This is a genomic window from Salipiger sp. CCB-MM3, assembly GCF_001687105.1.
Lineage (GTDB): Bacteria > Pseudomonadota > Alphaproteobacteria > Rhodobacterales > Rhodobacteraceae > Salipiger.
The window spans coordinates 182407-197478 of record NZ_CP014596.1 but is presented as its reverse complement, the minus strand read 5'-3'; the positions used below and the strand labels follow the sequence as shown (position 1 = coordinate 197478).

Below are 15072 nucleotides of genomic sequence, written 5' to 3'. Positions count from 1 at the left end.
CTCATGCCCGCGCTCAAGCCCACCCAGTTCTCTGCCCGTATCACTTGGCTTGGCCGTGTGCCGGTCGAAGGCGACAGCATCCGGTCCGTCCCCGTCGAGTCGATCGAACTGGATTGGGCCGGGCCCCAAGACGAGCGCCATGCCGGTCTGACGCGCCCGTCCTGCTCGCGGGTGACGTCGCAGCACAAGCGCGGCACCGAGATCGCCAACGCCCGGCAACTCAGCATCGTCGCCGCCGAAGACCTCGCCGAGATCGCCGCGACGCTGGATCTCGAGGCCATCGACCCGGTGCTCGCAGGGGCGACGCTGATCCTCGAAGGCATCCCCGATTTCAGCCACATCCCGCCGTCCTCGCGCCTGCAGGGGCCGGATGGTGCGACGCTGGTGATCGACATGGAAAACCGCCCCTGCAATCTGCCCGCGCGCGAGATCGAGGCCGAGCACAAGGGCCACGGCAAGGCGTTCAAATCCGCCGCCAAGGGCAAGCGTGGGGTGACCGCCTGGGTCGAGCGTCCGGGCACGCTCTCGATCGGGGACACGCTGACGCTGCATATCCCCGACCAGCCGGTCTGGGCGCATCTCGACGCGGCGCGCAAGGGCTGAGCGCTTCACGCAGAGGTCGAACGCTTCGCGCGTGACCACGCGCGCCAGAGCGGCTATGGACGGGGCACGAGACCACTCCGCAGGAAGGCCCCGCCATGACCACCGACATCGAAATCGCCCGCGCCGCGCAGAAACGCCCGATCCAAGAGATCGGCGAAAAGCTCGGCATCACCGGGGCCGACCTCATCCCCTATGGCCATGATAAGGCGAAGGTCTCGGCCAGCTTCATCGAGGGGCTGGGCGAGCGCAAGCGCGGTCGGCTGATCCTCGTCACGGCGATCAACCCGACCCCGGCGGGCGAGGGCAAGACAACCACCACCGTCGGTCTTGGTGACGGGCTGCAGGCGATTGGCAAGAAGGCGGCGATCTGCATCCGCGAGGCCTCGCTCGGGCCGAACTTCGGGATGAAGGGCGGGGCGGCTGGTGGCGGTCACGCGCAGGTGGTGCCGATGGAGGAGATGAACCTTCATTTCACCGGCGACTTCCACGCCATCACGGCGGCGCACAACCTGCTGTCGGCGATGATCGACAACCATGTGCACTGGGGCAACGCGCTCGAGATCGACCTGCGCCGCGTGGTCTGGCGCCGGGTGCTCGACGTCAACGACCGGGCGCTGCGCGACGTGGTGACCGGCCTTGGCGGCGCGCCCAACGGCTTCCCGCGTCAGGGCGGCTTTGACATCACCGTCGCCTCCGAGATCATGGCCTGCCTGTGCCTTGCCGACAATCTTACCGACCTGCAGGATCGCCTTGGCCGGATGATCGTCGCCTATCGCCGCGACAAGACCCCGGTGCTGGCGCGCGATCTGAAGGCCGATGGCGCAATGACGGTGCTGCTGAAAGACGCGATGCAGCCCAACCTCGTGCAGACGCTGGAACACACGCCTGCCTTCGTGCATGGCGGGCCCTTCGCCAATATCGCCCATGGCTGCAACTCGGTGATCGCCACCAAGACCGCGCTGCGGCTGGCCGACTACGTGGTGACCGAGGCGGGCTTTGGCGCTGATCTGGGGGCCGAGAAGTTCTTTGACATCAAGTGCCGCAAGGCCGGGCTTCACCCCGATTGCGTGGTGCTGGTGGCCACGGTGCGGGCGCTGAAGATGAACGGCGGCGTGGCGCGCGCCGACCTTGGCAGCGAAGATGTGGCCGCGGTGAAGAAGGGCTGCGCCAACCTTGGCCGCCATATCGAGAACCTGCGCCAGTTCGGTGTGCCGGTCGTCGTGGCGATCAACCATTTCGCGGGCGACAGCGAGGATGAAGTGGCGGCGGTGAAATCCTACGCCGAGGCGCGCGGCGCAGAAGCGCATCTGTGCCGCCACTGGGCCGAGGGCTCGGCGGGCATCACCGCGTTGGCCGAGCGCGTGGCGCATATCGCCGATGGCGACGCGGCGCAGTTCGCCCCGCTCTATGGCGATGAGCTGCCGCTGTGGGAGAAGATCGAGACCGTCGCCAAGCGCATCTACCATGCGGGCGAGGTCACGGCGGATGCACGGGTTCTGGCGCAGCTGAAGGACTGGGAAGAACAGGGCTTTGGCGAGCTGCCGGTCTGCATGGCCAAGACGCAATATTCCTTCTCGACCGATCCGACCCTGCGCGGCGCGCCCGAGGGGCACACGGTGCCGGTCCGCGAAGTGCGGCTCTCGGCCGGGGCGGGCTTTGTCGTGGCGATCTGCGGTGACATTATGACCATGCCCGGCCTGCCGCGCGTGCCCGCCGCCGAGAGCATCGGCCTCAACGCAGAGGGTGAGGTCGAGGGGCTCTTCTGAGCCACTGCCGCTGCCGCGCGGCGCCGAAAAAGCGCCGCGCGTTTCCGATTGGCGCATGCTTTGTCGCGATTGGCGCAATATCCGCCGCACTGGTGCGTTGATCCTTGCGCCGCATCGCGGCATAGGGGGCGCAACGGCCACGGAAAAACTTGCAAGGAGACGCCCATGCGCGATCCCGCAACCTTGGGTGACATGACGGCGCTGCGCGCCGAGATCGACGAGACCGACAAGGCGCTCACAGCGCTCTTGGCGCATCGTCAGAGCCTCATCGACCGTGCTGCCGAGATCAAGACCGGCGCGGGACTGCCCGCCCGGATCAAGGCCCGCGTCGACGAGGTCGTCGCCAACGCCCGGCGCAATGCCGAGGCCGAGGGGATCGACCCGGATCTGAGCGAGAGGCTCTGGCGCGAGTTGGTGGAATGGTCGATCCGCCGCGAGGAAGCGGTGCTGGGACAGGAGTGAGCCACATGAGTGCAACCATCATCGACGGCAAGGCCTTTGCCGCAACGGTCCGCGAGAAGGTCGCGGGCCATGTCGCCCGGCTGAAGGACGCGCATGGCATCACCCCCGGCCTCGCCGTGGTGCTGGTGGGCGAGGATCCCGCCAGTCAGGTCTATGTGCGCAACAAGGGCAAGCAGACCCTTGAGGTCGGCATGCAGAGCTTTGAGCACAAGCTGCCCGAGGATACTTCGGAAGCCGACCTGCTGGCGCTGGTCGAAAAGCTCAACGCCGATCCGGCGGTGCATGGCATCCTCGTGCAGCTGCCGCTGCCGCCGCACATGAACTCCGATCTGGTGATCAACGCCATCGACCCGGCCAAGGACGTGGATGGCTTCCACATCTCCAACGTCGGTCTTCTGGGCACCGGACAAAAGAGCATGGTGCCCTGCACGCCGCTCGGCTGCCTGATGATGCTGCGCGATCAGCTGGGCTCGCTGTCGGGGCTGAATGCCGTGGTCGTGGGCCGCTCGAACATCGTCGGCAAGCCGATGGCGCAGCTGCTGCTGGGCGACAGCTGCACGGTGACCATCGCGCATTCGCGCACCAAGGATCTGCCCGAGGTCTGCCGCCGCGCCGACATTCTCGTCGCCGCCGTGGGCCGCCCCGAGATGATCTCCGGCGACTGGGTGAAGCCCGGCGCGACGGTGATCGACGTGGGCATCAACCGCATCGACGCGCCCGAGAAGGGCGAGGGCAAGACCCGTCTGGTGGGCGACGTCGAGTTCGCCTCGGCGGCAGAGGTCGCGGGTGCGATCACCCCGGTGCCCGGCGGCGTCGGCCCGATGACCATCGCCTGCCTGCTGGCCAACACCGTGACCGCCTGCTGCCGCGCCAACGGCCTGCCCGAGCCCGAGGGGCTGACGGCGTAAGCCTCGTAATAAGGTGAAGAGCCCGGAACAAGGCCGAAGGCCGCCGGGCACGCGCCGGCCCGTCCCCGCGGGCTGGCGCTTTTTCATCCTCGCGCAAGGGAACGATGGCGTCCGGATTTGGCGAGGATAAAGCGCTGACCTCAATGGTCGCAGCGCCACCCCACGGGCCGGCGCTCGCCCGGCTCGTGCTGCGCCTGCCACTACCTCGGCATCGGCAGCCGAACCGGCTTCGGCCCGGTCAGGATCGCCTGTGCGCCGTGGCCCATCATGCCCGACAGCACCGCGCTGTCGGTGCGTAGCCCGCCGGTATAGGCCCCATAGGCGGGTAGGATCAGCCGGGCATCGTCGAGCAGGAAACAAGGCCGCGAGATCACCCGCCCGCGCAGCGCAATGCGCGCTTTGGGGTGGTAATGCCCCGAGATCTCTCCACGCGCGCCATCTTCGGCCATGTGCCGCAGCACCAGCCCGTTCAGCCGCAGTTCTGCCAGATGCGTGCCGCCCAGCGACACCGGGCCGGGATCGTGGTTGCCCTCGACCCAGAGCCACTCGCGCCCCGCCTGCAGCCGGGCGATCCACAGCTGCTCTTCCTCCGGCAGCACCAGATCGAGCCCCGCCGCGTCGAAACTGTCGCCAAGGCAGACCACGCGCCGCGCACCGGTGGCATCGAGGTCGCGCTCCAGCCGCAGCAGGGTCTCGCGCCCCTCGTAGGGCGGCATCAGCGCGCCGCCCTGCGCTGCCAGCCGCGCCGATTTGCCGAAGTGCAGGTCTGAGACCACAAGCAGCCCTTCGGCGGGCCAATGAAGCGCCCCCGATCCAAGCGCCTCCAGCGCCGCGCCATGAAAGTCGAAACCGAGCCGTGTCATGCGCGCTGCCATGCCAGAGCACCGCGCGCCCCGCAAGACGCTTGCCCCTGAACCATCGCCGCCCTAGCTGGCGTGCAGGACACAAGAAGGAGAGAGCCATGCGCCGCGCCATCGTCACCGGAGGATCGGGCCTCATCGGCAGGGGAATCTGCGACGCGCTGATCGCGGCGGGTTGGGAGGTGGCCAGCTTCGACCTCGCCGAGACGGGCCCCGCACGTCACATTCGCTGCGATGTCTCGGACGAGGCTTCGGTGACGGCTGCTTTCGAGGCCCTCGGCTGGGATCGCCTCGACCTGCTGGTCAGCAACGCCGGGCGCACCGGCGGCATCGACATGGATCTGAGCGCCACCTCGCTGGAGGAGTGGAACGGCATGATAGGCAGTCATCTCACCGGTGCCTTCCTGATGAGCCGCGCGGCGCTGCCGCTGATGGCGGAGGGCGGGGCGATCGTGATCATGGCCTCGACCCGCGCGCTGATGTCGGAAGGCGGCGATTTCGCCTATGCTGCCGCCAAGGGCGGGCTGATTGGGCTGACGCAGGCGCTGGCAGTTCAGCTGGGGCCGAAGGTGCGGGTCAACGCCATCGCGCCGGGCTGGATCAGCGGCGAGACAGAGCTGTCACAGGAAGACCACGCACAGCATCCCGTGGGGCGCGTTGGCCGCACCGGCGACATTGCGGACGCGGTGCTCTATCTGGCAGAGGCTGGCTTTGTTACCGGCCAGACGCTCACCGTCGACGGCGGCATGACCAAAAAGATGATCTACGCCGAATAGACCTCAGATCTCGGCCAGCCCGCTCTCGCGCAGCAGTGCGCCCACTTCTTCCTCCAAAAGCCGCTCGTCGGCGCTGCCGCGGATCGGCACGCGCCCCGGCTCCAGAAACAGCGGCGCCGAGAGCGGCGAGAGCCGCCCGAGCCGCACAAGGTCAATCCGGCCTTCGACACGGGCGCACATCTCGCGGATGCGCGAGAAATCCACCAGCCCGCGCATCGCTTCTTCGCGGGTGATCTGCAACAGCAGGTGCTCGGGGTCGTATTTCACCAGCGTGTCGTAAAGGATGTCCGACGACATGGTCGCCTGCTTGCCGGTCTTGCGCTGCCCGCCGATGTTGCGCTCGATCAGCCCGGCGATGGTGGCCGAGGCGCGGAAGGTGCGCTTCATCACGGCATTGCCGGCCAGCCAGCCTTCGAGTCCCGCCTCCAGCGCCTGCAGATCAAACAGCGGCGCCGGGTCGATGACCTCGTCGAGCCCCCAGATCAGCGTCGCGTAATCGGTGGCGACAAAGCCCATGGGCGCCAGCCCTTCCTCCTCCATCCGCTTGGTGAGCAGCAGCCCCAGCGTCTGCATCGCGTTGCGCCCGGCAAACCCGTAGACCACCAATTGCTCGCGCCCGTCATGCGGAAAGCTCTCGATGAGCAGGCGCCCCGGCTGCGGCAGGCGCGAGACATCGCGTTGCAGGCGCAGCCAATCGGCGGTGTGCGGGGGCAGCGCGGGCCAGTCCTCTTGCTGGAACATCCGCAGGATACGCTCCGAAAGCTGGGTGGAGGTGGCGAATTTGGTGCCCATGAAAGTGGCGATCTTGGGTTTGCGGTGCGCGTCGCGGCTGACCTGTACGACCATCTCGCGCAGGCCCTCATAGCGCACGATCTGCCCGCCGATGAGGAAGGTATCGCCGCGGGTGAGCTGCGCGGCAAAGCCCTCCTCGATCTCGCCCAGCGGCGCGCCGCCGCGCCCGCGGTAGCGCACCTTCAATGTGTCGGTGTCCTGAATGGTGCCGATGTTCTGCCGGATCCGCACCGCCGAGCGCGGGTCGCGCAGCTGCCACAGCCCGTCCTCGCGCTGCTTGAGGCGCTGCCACTGGTCATAGGCGCGCAGAGCGTAGCCACCGGTGGCGCAGAACTGCAGGCAATCGTCGAACTCCGCGCGGCTCAGCCCGGCATAGGCGCCCGCCGTGGTCATCTCGGCATAGAGCGCATCCGCCTCGAAGGGCGCGGCGCAGGCGGCAATGAGGATGTGCTGGCACAGCACGTCGCGCGGGCCGGGACCGCGGCTCTCACCGTCGAGGTCGCGCGCCCGCACCGCCTCGAGCGCCGCCACGCATTCCACCACCTCGAAACGGTTGGCGGGCACCAGCAGCGCCTTGGAGGGGGCGTTGTAGCGGTGGTTGGCGCGCCCGATGCGCTGTACCAGCCGCTTGACGTTCTTCGGCGCGCCGACCTGGATCACCAGATCGACGTCGCCCCAGTCGATGCCCAGATCCAGCGAGCCGGTGCAGACGATGGCGCGCAGATCGCCGCGCACCATGGCAGCCTCGACCTTCTCGCGCTGGCCGCGGTCGAGCGAGCCGTGGTGGATGCCGATGGGCAGGGCGTCCTCATTGGCCAGCCAGAGCTTGTGAAAGAAGATCTCGGCCTGCGCGCGGGTGTTGTGGAAGATGAGCGTGGTGCGGTGCCGCTTCACCTGCTCCAGCACCGCCGGGATGGCATAGGCCGCGCCGCCGCCCGACCAGGGTGGGGCCGCCTCGGTCTGCAGCATCGAAATGTCGGGCTCGGGGCCGGGGTCGGCCTCGACGATCTCGCAGGGGTCCGGGTGCCGCGCCAGCAGCCGGGCAATGGCGGCGGGGTCCTCGACCGTGGCCGACAGCCCCACCCGCCGCAGGTCCGGGCACATGCGTTGCAGCCGCGCCAGCGCCAGCATCAGCTGGTCGCCGCGCTTGCTCTCGGCCAGCGCGTGGATCTCGTCGACCACCACCCGGCTCAGCCCCTGAAACATCCGCGGCGCATCCTCATAGGAGGTGAGCAGCGCGAGGCTCTCGGGTGTGGTCAGCAGGATATGCGGCGGATCGGCGCGCTGGCGACGCTTGCGCGACGAGGGCGTGTCGCCGGTGCGGTCCTCGACCCGGATCGGCAGCCCGGCCTCTTCGATGGGGATCAGCAGGTTGCGCCGAATGTCCGCCGCCAGAGCCTTCAGCGGCGAGACATAGAGCGTGTGCAGCCCGGCGCGCGGTGCTTCGGTCAGCTCGGCCAGCGTCGGCAGGAAGCCCGCCAACGTCTTGCCGCCGCCGGTTGGCGCAATAAGCAGCAGCGCAGGCGCCCCGGCGCGCTCCAGCATGGCGCGTTGATGCGGGTGCATTTGCCAGTCGCGGCGGTCGAACCAATTGGACAGAGAGGCGGGAAGCGAGGTCATGCCCCCAAGATAGTGCGCCGGGAACACAGGAAAAACGTCCCGCCTTCCTCTTGGCGGAAATATCCCGGGGGAGGCCGCGCATGGCGCGGACGGGGGCAGCGCCCCCGATGCTTCGGCGGAGCATCAACAGGCGCCTGTGCCGCAATGCACAGGTCGATCTCTGGCCTTTCCGGTTCAAACCGCTAGGGTCTGGCTCAATCAAAAATCATGGAGTCCCTCTCATGACTGCGCATTACACCCCGCCCAAGGTGTGGACTTGGGAAGCCGAAAGCGGCGGCCAGTTCGCCTCGATCAACCGCCCGATCGCCGGGGCGACCCACGACAAGGAGCTGCCGGTCGGCAAACATCCGTTCCAGCTCTACAGCCTCGCCACGCCGAACGGCCAGAAGGTCGGGGTGATGTTCGAAGAGCTGCTCGCCGCCGGCCATGACGCCGAATATGACGCTTGGCTGATCCGCATCAACGAGGGCGATCAGTTCGGCTCGGGCTTTGTCGACGTGAACCCCAACTCGAAGATTCCCGCGCTGATGGACCGCTCGGGCGTCACGCCGGTGCGGGTGTTCGAATCCGGTGCCATCCTGCTGCATCTGGCGGAAAAATTCGGCGCCTTCCTCGGCAAGCCCGAAGTGCGGGCCGAGATGCTCAGCTGGCTGTTCTGGCAGATGGGCAGCGCGCCCTATCTGGGTGGCGGCTTTGGCCATTTCTACGCCTATGCACCCGAGAAGATGGAATATCCGATCAACCGCTTCGCGATGGAAACCAAGCGCCAGCTCGACGTGCTGGACCGCAACCTCGCGGACCGCAAGTTCATGAGCGGCGATGACTACACCATTGCCGATATCGCGATCTGGTGCTGGTACGGCAATCTCGCGCTGGGGCGGCAGTATAGCGCCGGGGAATTCCTCGACGTCGAGAGCTATGCCAACGTCCAGCGGTGGGCCAAGGAGATCGACGCCCGCCCGGCAGTGCAGCGGGGCCGCATGGTCAACAAGGCCGTCGGCCCGCTCGAAGAGCAGCTGCACGAGCGCCATGACGCCTCGGACTTCGATCTGCGCACGCAGGACAAGCTCGCGGGCTGACACGCTGACAGCGGACCCCTTGCAAGAGCCTTCGAAGGCTCTTGCAAATCTCTTCCAAGAGATTTGCCCTTCGATGGGTGCGGCCGGAACACGATGACCGGAACAGGATGACCGCAACAGGATGACATGCTGATTACCGCCATCTGGCCGATCTTTGCGCTGATCTGTCTGGGCTTCGCGCTGCGCCGCTCCGGTTTCCCGTCCGACGCCTTCTGGCCCGCCGCCGAGCGGCTCAATTATTTCTTGCTGTTCCCGGCGCTGCTCTTCTCCAGCCTCGCCGCCGCGCCGGTGCGCGACCCGCAGGTGCTGCGGCTCGGCGGCGCGGCGCTGGCGACCATCCTGATCGCCTCTGCCGCTATGGCGCTGTCGCGGCGCGTCCGGCCCAGCCCTGCGGCGCGCTTCGGTCCGGGCCTGCAGGGCGTCATCCGGTTCAATACCTATCTCGGGGTCGCCGTCCTTGCCAGCGTGGCGGCCAGCGTGGGGGCCAGCGGCGCAAGCGCTCTGGCGGCGGTCTATCTGGCGTTGGCGGTTCCTCTGGTCAACGTGCTGTCGATCCTCGCGCTGAGCGGCAGTGGCAGCGGGGCAGGCGGGCGGCGCGGCGCGGTGCTGCTGCTGCGGACGATCTTTCGCAATCCGCTGATCCTCGCCTGCCTTGCGGGCATCGCCGTGGCGCTGAGCGGGGTTGGGCTGCCCTTCGGCACCGGCTCTTTCATGAAACTTCTGGCGCAGGGCAGCCTGCCACTGGGCCTGCTCTGCGTCGGCGCGGCGCTGCAGCCCGAGGCGTTGCGCAAAGACCTGCCGGCGCTTGCGGGCGTCAGTCTGCTGCGGCTTCTATGCATGCCCGCGCTGGCCGTGGCAGTGGCCGCGCTCTTCGGGCTCGAAAGCACGTCAGCCCTCGTGCTGGTGGTCTTCTCGGCGGTGCCTTCTGCGCCGACGGCCTATGTGCTCACCCGGCAGCTCGGCGGCGACGGGCCTTATATGGCCGGGATTATCACCGGCCAGACGCTACTTTCGGTGCTGACCCTGCCGCTGGTTCTCTGGGCTTGCGGGGCCGTCTAACGCGGAGCAAAGGAAACCCCGCAGCGTAGCCGCGAGGCCCCTTTGAGCAGAGGCCGCTCAGACGCCGAGCATCTCCGTGAGCGTGCGCAGCGCGTCGCGGTCGGCGTCGTTCATCTTGGCCGCGCGCGAGCGGAACAGCGTCGCCTGCGAGCGCAGCACCGGCTCTTCGGCCAGCACCTTGAGGTGGTTGGCACGCAGCGTCTCGCCGGTCGAGGTGATGTCGGCGACAGCCTCGGCGGTGAGGTTCTTCACCGTGCCCTCGGTCGCGCCCTGACTGTCGACAAGCTGATAATCGGCCACGCCGCCCATACGCAGGTAGTCGCGCACCAGCCGGTGGTATTTCGTCGCGATGCGCATGCGGAAGCCATGCGTCGCGCGGAAGGCGGCGGCGGCGCCGTCGAGATCGTCGAGCGTGTCCACATCGACCCAAGCTGCGGGCACGGCGACGATCAGATCGGCCTGCCCGAAACCCAGTTCGGCCAGCGGCTCGACCTTCTGATCCCATTGCACCAGCTTCTCGCGGATGAGGTCGGTGCCGGTGACGCCGAGGTGAATCCGCCCCGCCGCCAGCTCGCGCGGGATTTCCCCGGCCGAGAGCAGCACCAGCGACACGCCGTCGACGCCCTCGACGGCCCCGGCGTATTCCCGCTCGGAGCCGGTGCGCGACAGCTGTACGCCACGCGCGCCGAACCAGTCGAAGGTCTTCTCCATCAGTCGGCCCTTGGAGGGCACGCCAAGCTTGATGCTCATTTCGCCACCTCCAGAAGGATGCCGGGACGGATCACACCGCCCACCGCCGGAATCTCCTGACCGCCGCCAAGCCGCCGGGTCAGCGCGTCATAACGCCCGCCGGTGGCGATGGGGGGCAGGTCGGGACGGCTCTCGCAGACGAAGCCGAAGGCGAACCCGTCGTAATATTCCATCGAACTGCGGCCATAGCTGGCTTCGAAGTCCAGCTCGGCCACGTCGACGCCGCGGGCCGACAGCGCGTCGCAACGGCGCTCGAAGGTCTCGAGCGCGGGCAGCAGAGCGGGCATGTCCACGGCGATGTCGCGCAGATGCTCGAGTGCGAAAGAGCAGGTCTCGCGCACGGCCAGCACCGCGTCGATCAGTTCCACCTGCGCGCGCGGCAGCGGCGGTTCGGCGGCATCGGCGCGCAGCGCGGCGATGCGCTCGGCGATCTCGCGCTCGGAGCGCATGCCGATCACCGGACCGGCCTTGGCCATCGGGTCCGCCTGCGCCAGCATCGCGGCGCGCGGGGCGGGCACCGGGGTCTTGCCCGAGAACCGGTCGAGCAGCGCGCGGAACCGGCGCGGGCGCCAGATGTGCCGCAGCAGCGCGTCGCGGCGCGCCTGCGAGGTCTGCAGCCCCGCCACGGCAGCGGTAAGAATGCCGATATCGCCGGTCACCGGGCGCAGCGCATAGGGCTGCAGCACTTCTGCGAAAAGACCGAAGACCTCGGCATCGAGCTGCGCCTGATCACCCCGGTCAAACACCTCATAGCCCACCTGAAAATACTCGGACGGGCGCTCGGGGTGCTCTTCCTGCCGCCGGAAAATCTCCCCGGCGTAGGTGTAGCGCGCGGGCTCGGCGCCGTGGCTCATGTGCATCTCGACCACCGGCACGGTGAAGTCGGGGCGCAGCATGACCTCGCCGCGGTTCGGATCGTGGGTCACATAGGCGCGGGCGCGGATATCCTCGCCGTAGAGATCCAGCAGCGTCTCCGCCGATTGCATGATCGCGCAGTCGAGCGGCAGCGCCCCGGCCTCGGCGAAGACCGACTTCAGCCGTTCCGCCTCGGCCTTTTCGGCAGCCATGCTCACGCCCATTGGTTCAGGATCTCGCGCACCTTGGCGACCAGTTGATCGCGCGGCACCTCGTATTGCGAGGGCCGTTCTTTCCACTCTTCGAGGCTGGCGCTCTGTGCCAGCTTCGCGCCGAGGATCAGGTCCTTGATCTGCACCACGCCGCGCTCTTTCTCGTCGCCGCCCTCGATGACGGCCACGGGGGATTCGCGCTTGTCGGCGTATTTGAGCTGGTTGCCGAAGTTCTTCGGGTTGCCGAGGTAGACCTCGGCGCGGATGCCGTTGTTGCGCAGCTCGGCGACCATCGCCTGATAGTCGGCCATGCGGGCCTTATCCATCACGGTCACCACAACCGGGCCCTGCGCGGTGCCGCCAATGCGGCCCTTGGCGCGCAGCGCGGCGAGCAGCCGGTCGACACCGATCGACACGCCCGTCGCGGGCACCGACTGGCCGGTGAAGCGTTTGACCAGATCGTCGTAACGCCCGCCGCCCGAGACCGAGCCGAACTGCCGCTTGCGGCCCTTCTCGTCGAGAATCTCGAAGGTCAGTTCCGCCTCGAACACCGGGCCGGTGTAATAGCCGAGGCCGCGCACCACCGACGGATCGATCTCGATACGGCTCGAGCCATAGCCGCCCGCGTCCAGCAGCGTGGCGATCTGCTCCAGCTCGTCGACACCTTCGGCGCCCACGGCCGAGCCGCCAATGGCAGCGCGCAGATTGGCGAGCGTCGCACCCGCGTCCGCACCCTTGGAGGTCAGGAAGGCCAGCACCGGTGCCGCCTGATCGTCGGAAAGGCCCACGCCGTCGATATAGGCGCCCGAGGCGTCAAGACGCCCCTTGCCCAAAAGCTCGCGCACGCCGCTCTCGCCGACCTTGTCGAACTTGTCGATGGTGCGCAGCACCGCTTGCTGCTGCGCGTCATCCGACAGGCCCATGGTCTCGAGCACGCCGTTCAGAACCTTGCGGTTGTTGACCCGCACCAGATAGTCGCCGCGCGGGATGCCGACCTCTTCCAGCGTGTCCGACAGCATCGCGCAGATCTCGGCGTCGGCGGCCACCGAGGGAGCGCCCACGGTATCCGCATCGCACTGGTAGAACTGGCGGAAACGGCCCGGGCCGGGCTTTTCATTGCGCCAGACCGGCCCCATGGCATAGCGCCGGTAGGGGGTCGGCAGGTCGTTGCGGTGCTGGGCGTAGACCCGTGCCAGCGGCGCGGTCAGGTCATAGCGCAGCGCCACCCAGCCGTCGTCATCGTCTTCCCAGGCAAAGACCCCCTCGTTCGGACGGTCCACATCCGGAAGGAACTTGCCGAGCGCCTCGACGGTCTCCACGGCAGAGCTTTCCAGCGCCTCGAAGCCGTAGCGATGATAGACCCCGGCGATCGTATGCAGCATTTCTGCGCGTTCGGTCACCTCGGTGCCGAAATAGTCGCGGAACCCCTTGGGCGTTTGCGCCCGGGGGCGGGGGGCTTTCTTTTCCTTGGCCATGGCCTCGCTCCGGCTGTCCAGATTGCGCGCTCCCCATAGCCGCTCGGCCCGCGAGGAGCAAGCCAAGCCCCGCCTCTCGCGGCAATTCCCCGGCTAGGGCGGTCAGCGCAGCACGAAGTCCACGGCCTTTGGCGGCGGCGGCAGGTCCGTATCGCCCAGCCCGCCGCGCAGCGCGATCTCGATGGTGGTGGCATAGGCCGAGAGCGGCATGGCGTTCTGCTTGTCTGAGAAGGGCTCTTCCAGTTCTTCGGCCAGCGCGTCGAGGCCGAAAAAAGCATAGGCCACCAGCCCGGTCGCCAGCGGCGCGACCCAGCCCAGCGTGTCGGCGAAGCCGAAGGGCAGGATGATGCAGTAGATATAGGCGGTGCGGTGCAGCAGCAGCGAATAGGCGAAGGGCACCGGCGTGCTGGCCAGTCGCTCGCAGCCGAGCAGCGCTTGCGCCATGCGCGACAGGCTCTCGTGCAGCACCAGCGTCTCGACCTGCGTGAGGGCGCCGCTGCGCTCCAGCGTCGAGATGATGCGCCCGGCCTCGGTGAGCGCCGCATCGGCGGTCTCGGGGCTCTGTCCCGCGCCGCCGCCGCGGAGCTGCTGTCCGGCGCGCTTGGCGTAGCGGACGATCGCCAAAAGCAGCGCGCGGCGCTCCTGCGTGCCCTCGATCATCACCGTCTGGCGCAGCAGGTCGCGGGCGGTCTGGATCATCAGCCCCCAAAGCTTGCGCGCCTCCCACCAGCGGTCATAGCAGGCGCCATTGCGGAAGCTCAGGAAGATCGACAGCGCGATGCCGATCAGCGCGAAGGGGGCCGGATCGAGCGAGGGCACGAGGCCGGGGAACTGGCGGTGTGCGAAAACCACGGCGATCGAGATCAGCACCACGGCCAGCAGCTGGATCCAGATCTGCTGGACCACCGAGCCCTTGAGAACGAAGAAAAGCCCGAGCAGGCCGGGACGTTTGCGCAGGATCACGGGAGGCACCTATTGATTTGACATGGTCTCATGCGCGGCGCGCGGCGGCACCCTCCCGCAAACCGCCCGTCCGGCAGGTCGAGCGTTAATCCCCGCCACCGCCCGGCGCAACGCCGCGCCCGCCGCGCGCGCCCGCCTGCGGCGTTCGGACGCGGCCCGCGCTCCCGCTTCTTTTCTTCACAAATTGAATAGCCCCGCGTCTCTTAGACGCCTTCGTGTCTCAGTTTCTGCTGCCGCTCGAACTCGACAGGCGACAGCATTCCGTTCCGCGCGTGCTTGCGCTTTGGATTAAAGAACATCGCGATGTAGGCAAACACGTCGCGCCGCGCTTCGTGGCGGGGCCGGTAGGTGCGGTGCCTGATCCTCGTCGTGGCAATTGCCGCGTCGGCTCATGAAATGCTTGAAGTCGTAGGCTTTAGGGAGTGAGCGGGTGAACGCCACAGGTCCGAGAGACCCTGCGAACGCCCAATCCATACTTGTAAAATGGCTGCCCTGATCCGAGAGGACCAGCACCTCAGCCTTCGGCTTTCTTCGCCATGTGGCTATGAGCAGAGCTTGGGATACGACGTTGGTCGTCTGGCGTGACCGCATGCAGCATCCGACCACGCATCGAGAAAACAGGTCGATTACGACAGCGAGCTAAGCGAAGCTTTCTTGCGTGCTTATGTAGGTGATGTCACTCGCCTTCGTCCTCGGAGCGATGGCGGACATTGGCTCGTCTCAGACCTTGGCCGGAGCCTCCACGTCGAACTGCCGACCCAAGGTGTTGTTGACCACGAACGAGAGTTTGCGGCCACACTTCGCGGGGCGGCGCTTGTAGCCGATCTGTGCCGTGATCCCGGCCAGCGCGGTCAGGCGCGCAACGGCGACTGTCCGGAATTCTGTGCCTTGG

Annotated in this window: 13 protein-coding genes and 1 pseudogene; 7 read left to right on the top strand and 7 right to left on the bottom strand. The window is 67.7% G+C overall.

Annotated elements, in window-relative coordinates:
- Positions 1-3: 3 nt before the first annotated feature.
- From AYJ57_RS14860 to folD, 4 genes are all read left to right on the top strand, one after another.
- Positions 4-603 (top strand): MOSC domain-containing protein, encoded by a 600-nt coding sequence (locus tag AYJ57_RS14860; protein WP_066107626.1) that lies wholly within the window; start codon positions 4-6, stop codon positions 601-603.
- A 95-nt stretch (positions 604-698) separates the two neighbouring features.
- Complete coding sequence (locus tag AYJ57_RS14855; RefSeq protein ID WP_066107624.1) at positions 699-2369, top strand: formate--tetrahydrofolate ligase; 1671 nt, start codon at positions 699-701, stop codon at positions 2367-2369.
- 165 nt (positions 2370-2534) lie between these two features.
- The gene (locus AYJ57_RS14850) at positions 2535-2831 is read left to right on the top strand and encodes a chorismate mutase (RefSeq protein WP_066107621.1); all 297 of its coding nucleotides are present in this window, start codon (positions 2535-2537) and stop codon (positions 2829-2831) included.
- Between the two features lie 5 nt (positions 2832-2836).
- Positions 2837-3739 carry a bifunctional methylenetetrahydrofolate dehydrogenase/methenyltetrahydrofolate cyclohydrolase FolD gene (gene folD, locus AYJ57_RS14845; protein WP_066107618.1) on the top strand — a complete coding sequence of 301 codons (903 nt, stop codon included), beginning with the start codon at positions 2837-2839 and terminating at the stop codon, positions 3737-3739.
- 200 nt (positions 3740-3939) lie between these two features.
- On the opposite strand, the gene pdeM is transcribed toward folD, so the two are convergent.
- Positions 3940-4602, bottom strand: a complete 663-nt coding sequence (gene pdeM / locus AYJ57_RS14840) for a ligase-associated DNA damage response endonuclease PdeM (protein ID WP_066110337.1) — start codon at positions 4600-4602, stop codon at positions 3940-3942.
- A 98-nt stretch (positions 4603-4700) separates the two neighbouring features.
- Here pdeM and AYJ57_RS14835 point away from each other — a divergent pair, with 98 nt between their 5' ends.
- A complete protein-coding gene (locus AYJ57_RS14835; RefSeq protein WP_066107616.1) occupies positions 4701-5375 on the top strand; it encodes an SDR family oxidoreductase in 675 nt (224 codons plus the stop codon).
- A 3-nt stretch (positions 5376-5378) separates the two neighbouring features.
- Here AYJ57_RS14835 and AYJ57_RS14830 read toward each other — a convergent pair whose 3' ends face one another.
- Positions 5379-7787: a ligase-associated DNA damage response DEXH box helicase gene (locus tag AYJ57_RS14830; RefSeq protein ID WP_066110335.1), complete on the bottom strand. Its 2409-nt coding sequence runs from the start codon at positions 7785-7787 to the stop codon at positions 5379-5381.
- A 221-nt stretch (positions 7788-8008) separates the two neighbouring features.
- On the opposite strand from AYJ57_RS14830, the gene yghU reads away from it, so the two are divergent.
- A complete protein-coding gene (gene yghU / locus AYJ57_RS14825; RefSeq protein WP_066107612.1) occupies positions 8009-8866 on the top strand; it encodes a glutathione-dependent disulfide-bond oxidoreductase in 858 nt (285 codons plus the stop codon).
- A 126-nt stretch (positions 8867-8992) separates the two neighbouring features.
- Entirely contained in the window at positions 8993-9925 is a 933-nt protein-coding gene (locus AYJ57_RS14820) for an AEC family transporter (protein ID WP_066107609.1), read from the top strand.
- A 57-nt stretch (positions 9926-9982) separates the two neighbouring features.
- On the opposite strand, the gene hisG is transcribed toward AYJ57_RS14820, so the two are convergent.
- The 5 genes and pseudogenes from hisG to AYJ57_RS25525 all read right to left on the bottom strand — a co-directional run.
- The gene (gene hisG, locus AYJ57_RS14815) at positions 9983-10675 is read right to left on the bottom strand and encodes an ATP phosphoribosyltransferase (RefSeq protein ID WP_066107606.1); all 693 of its coding nucleotides are present in this window, start codon (positions 10673-10675) and stop codon (positions 9983-9985) included.
- Positions 10672-11754, bottom strand: coding sequence for an ATP phosphoribosyltransferase regulatory subunit (locus tag AYJ57_RS14810; RefSeq protein ID WP_066107603.1), 1083 nt, complete (start codon positions 11752-11754; stop codon positions 10672-10674). The genes hisG and AYJ57_RS14810 overlap by 4 nt, the downstream gene beginning before the upstream one ends.
- Positions 11745-13217 (bottom strand): histidine--tRNA ligase, encoded by a 1473-nt coding sequence (gene hisS / locus AYJ57_RS14805; RefSeq protein ID WP_066107600.1) that lies wholly within the window; start codon positions 13215-13217, stop codon positions 11745-11747. The genes AYJ57_RS14810 and hisS overlap by 10 nt, the downstream gene beginning before the upstream one ends.
- A 102-nt stretch (positions 13218-13319) precedes the next feature.
- On the bottom strand, positions 13320-14180 hold the full coding sequence (locus AYJ57_RS14800; RefSeq protein WP_066107597.1) for a bestrophin family protein: 861 nt from the start codon (positions 14178-14180) through the stop codon (positions 13320-13322).
- Positions 14181-14383: 203 nt separating this feature from the next.
- Positions 14384-15044 (bottom strand): annotated as a pseudogene (locus tag AYJ57_RS25525) (DDE-type integrase/transposase/recombinase); the annotation flags it as partial.
- Between the last annotated feature and the right edge of the window lie 28 nt (positions 15045-15072).

Coding starts and splice junctions, on each gene's coding strand:
- AYJ57_RS14820 (WP_066107609.1), top strand. CDS start 8,993: ATGCTGATTACCGCCATCTGGCCGATCTTTGCGCTGATCTGTCTGGGC.
- AYJ57_RS14860 (WP_066107626.1), top strand. CDS start 4: ATGCCCGCGCTCAAGCCCACCCAGTTCTCTGCCCGTATCACTTGGCTT.
- hisS (WP_066107600.1), bottom strand. CDS start 13,217: ATGGCCAAGGAAAAGAAAGCCCCCCGCCCCCGGGCGCAAACGCCCAAG.
- folD (WP_066107618.1), top strand. CDS start 2,837: ATGAGTGCAACCATCATCGACGGCAAGGCCTTTGCCGCAACGGTCCGC.
- AYJ57_RS14830 (WP_066110335.1), bottom strand. CDS start 7,787: ATGACCTCGCTTCCCGCCTCTCTGTCCAATTGGTTCGACCGCCGCGAC.
- AYJ57_RS14810 (WP_066107603.1), bottom strand. CDS start 11,754: ATGGGCGTGAGCATGGCTGCCGAAAAGGCCGAGGCGGAACGGCTGAAG.
- hisG (WP_066107606.1), bottom strand. CDS start 10,675: ATGAGCATCAAGCTTGGCGTGCCCTCCAAGGGCCGACTGATGGAGAAG.
- AYJ57_RS14850 (WP_066107621.1), top strand. CDS start 2,535: ATGCGCGATCCCGCAACCTTGGGTGACATGACGGCGCTGCGCGCCGAG.
- AYJ57_RS14855 (WP_066107624.1), top strand. CDS start 699: ATGACCACCGACATCGAAATCGCCCGCGCCGCGCAGAAACGCCCGATC.
- yghU (WP_066107612.1), top strand. CDS start 8,009: ATGACTGCGCATTACACCCCGCCCAAGGTGTGGACTTGGGAAGCCGAA.
- AYJ57_RS14835 (WP_066107616.1), top strand. CDS start 4,701: ATGCGCCGCGCCATCGTCACCGGAGGATCGGGCCTCATCGGCAGGGGA.
- pdeM (WP_066110337.1), bottom strand. CDS start 4,602: ATGACACGGCTCGGTTTCGACTTTCATGGCGCGGCGCTGGAGGCGCTT.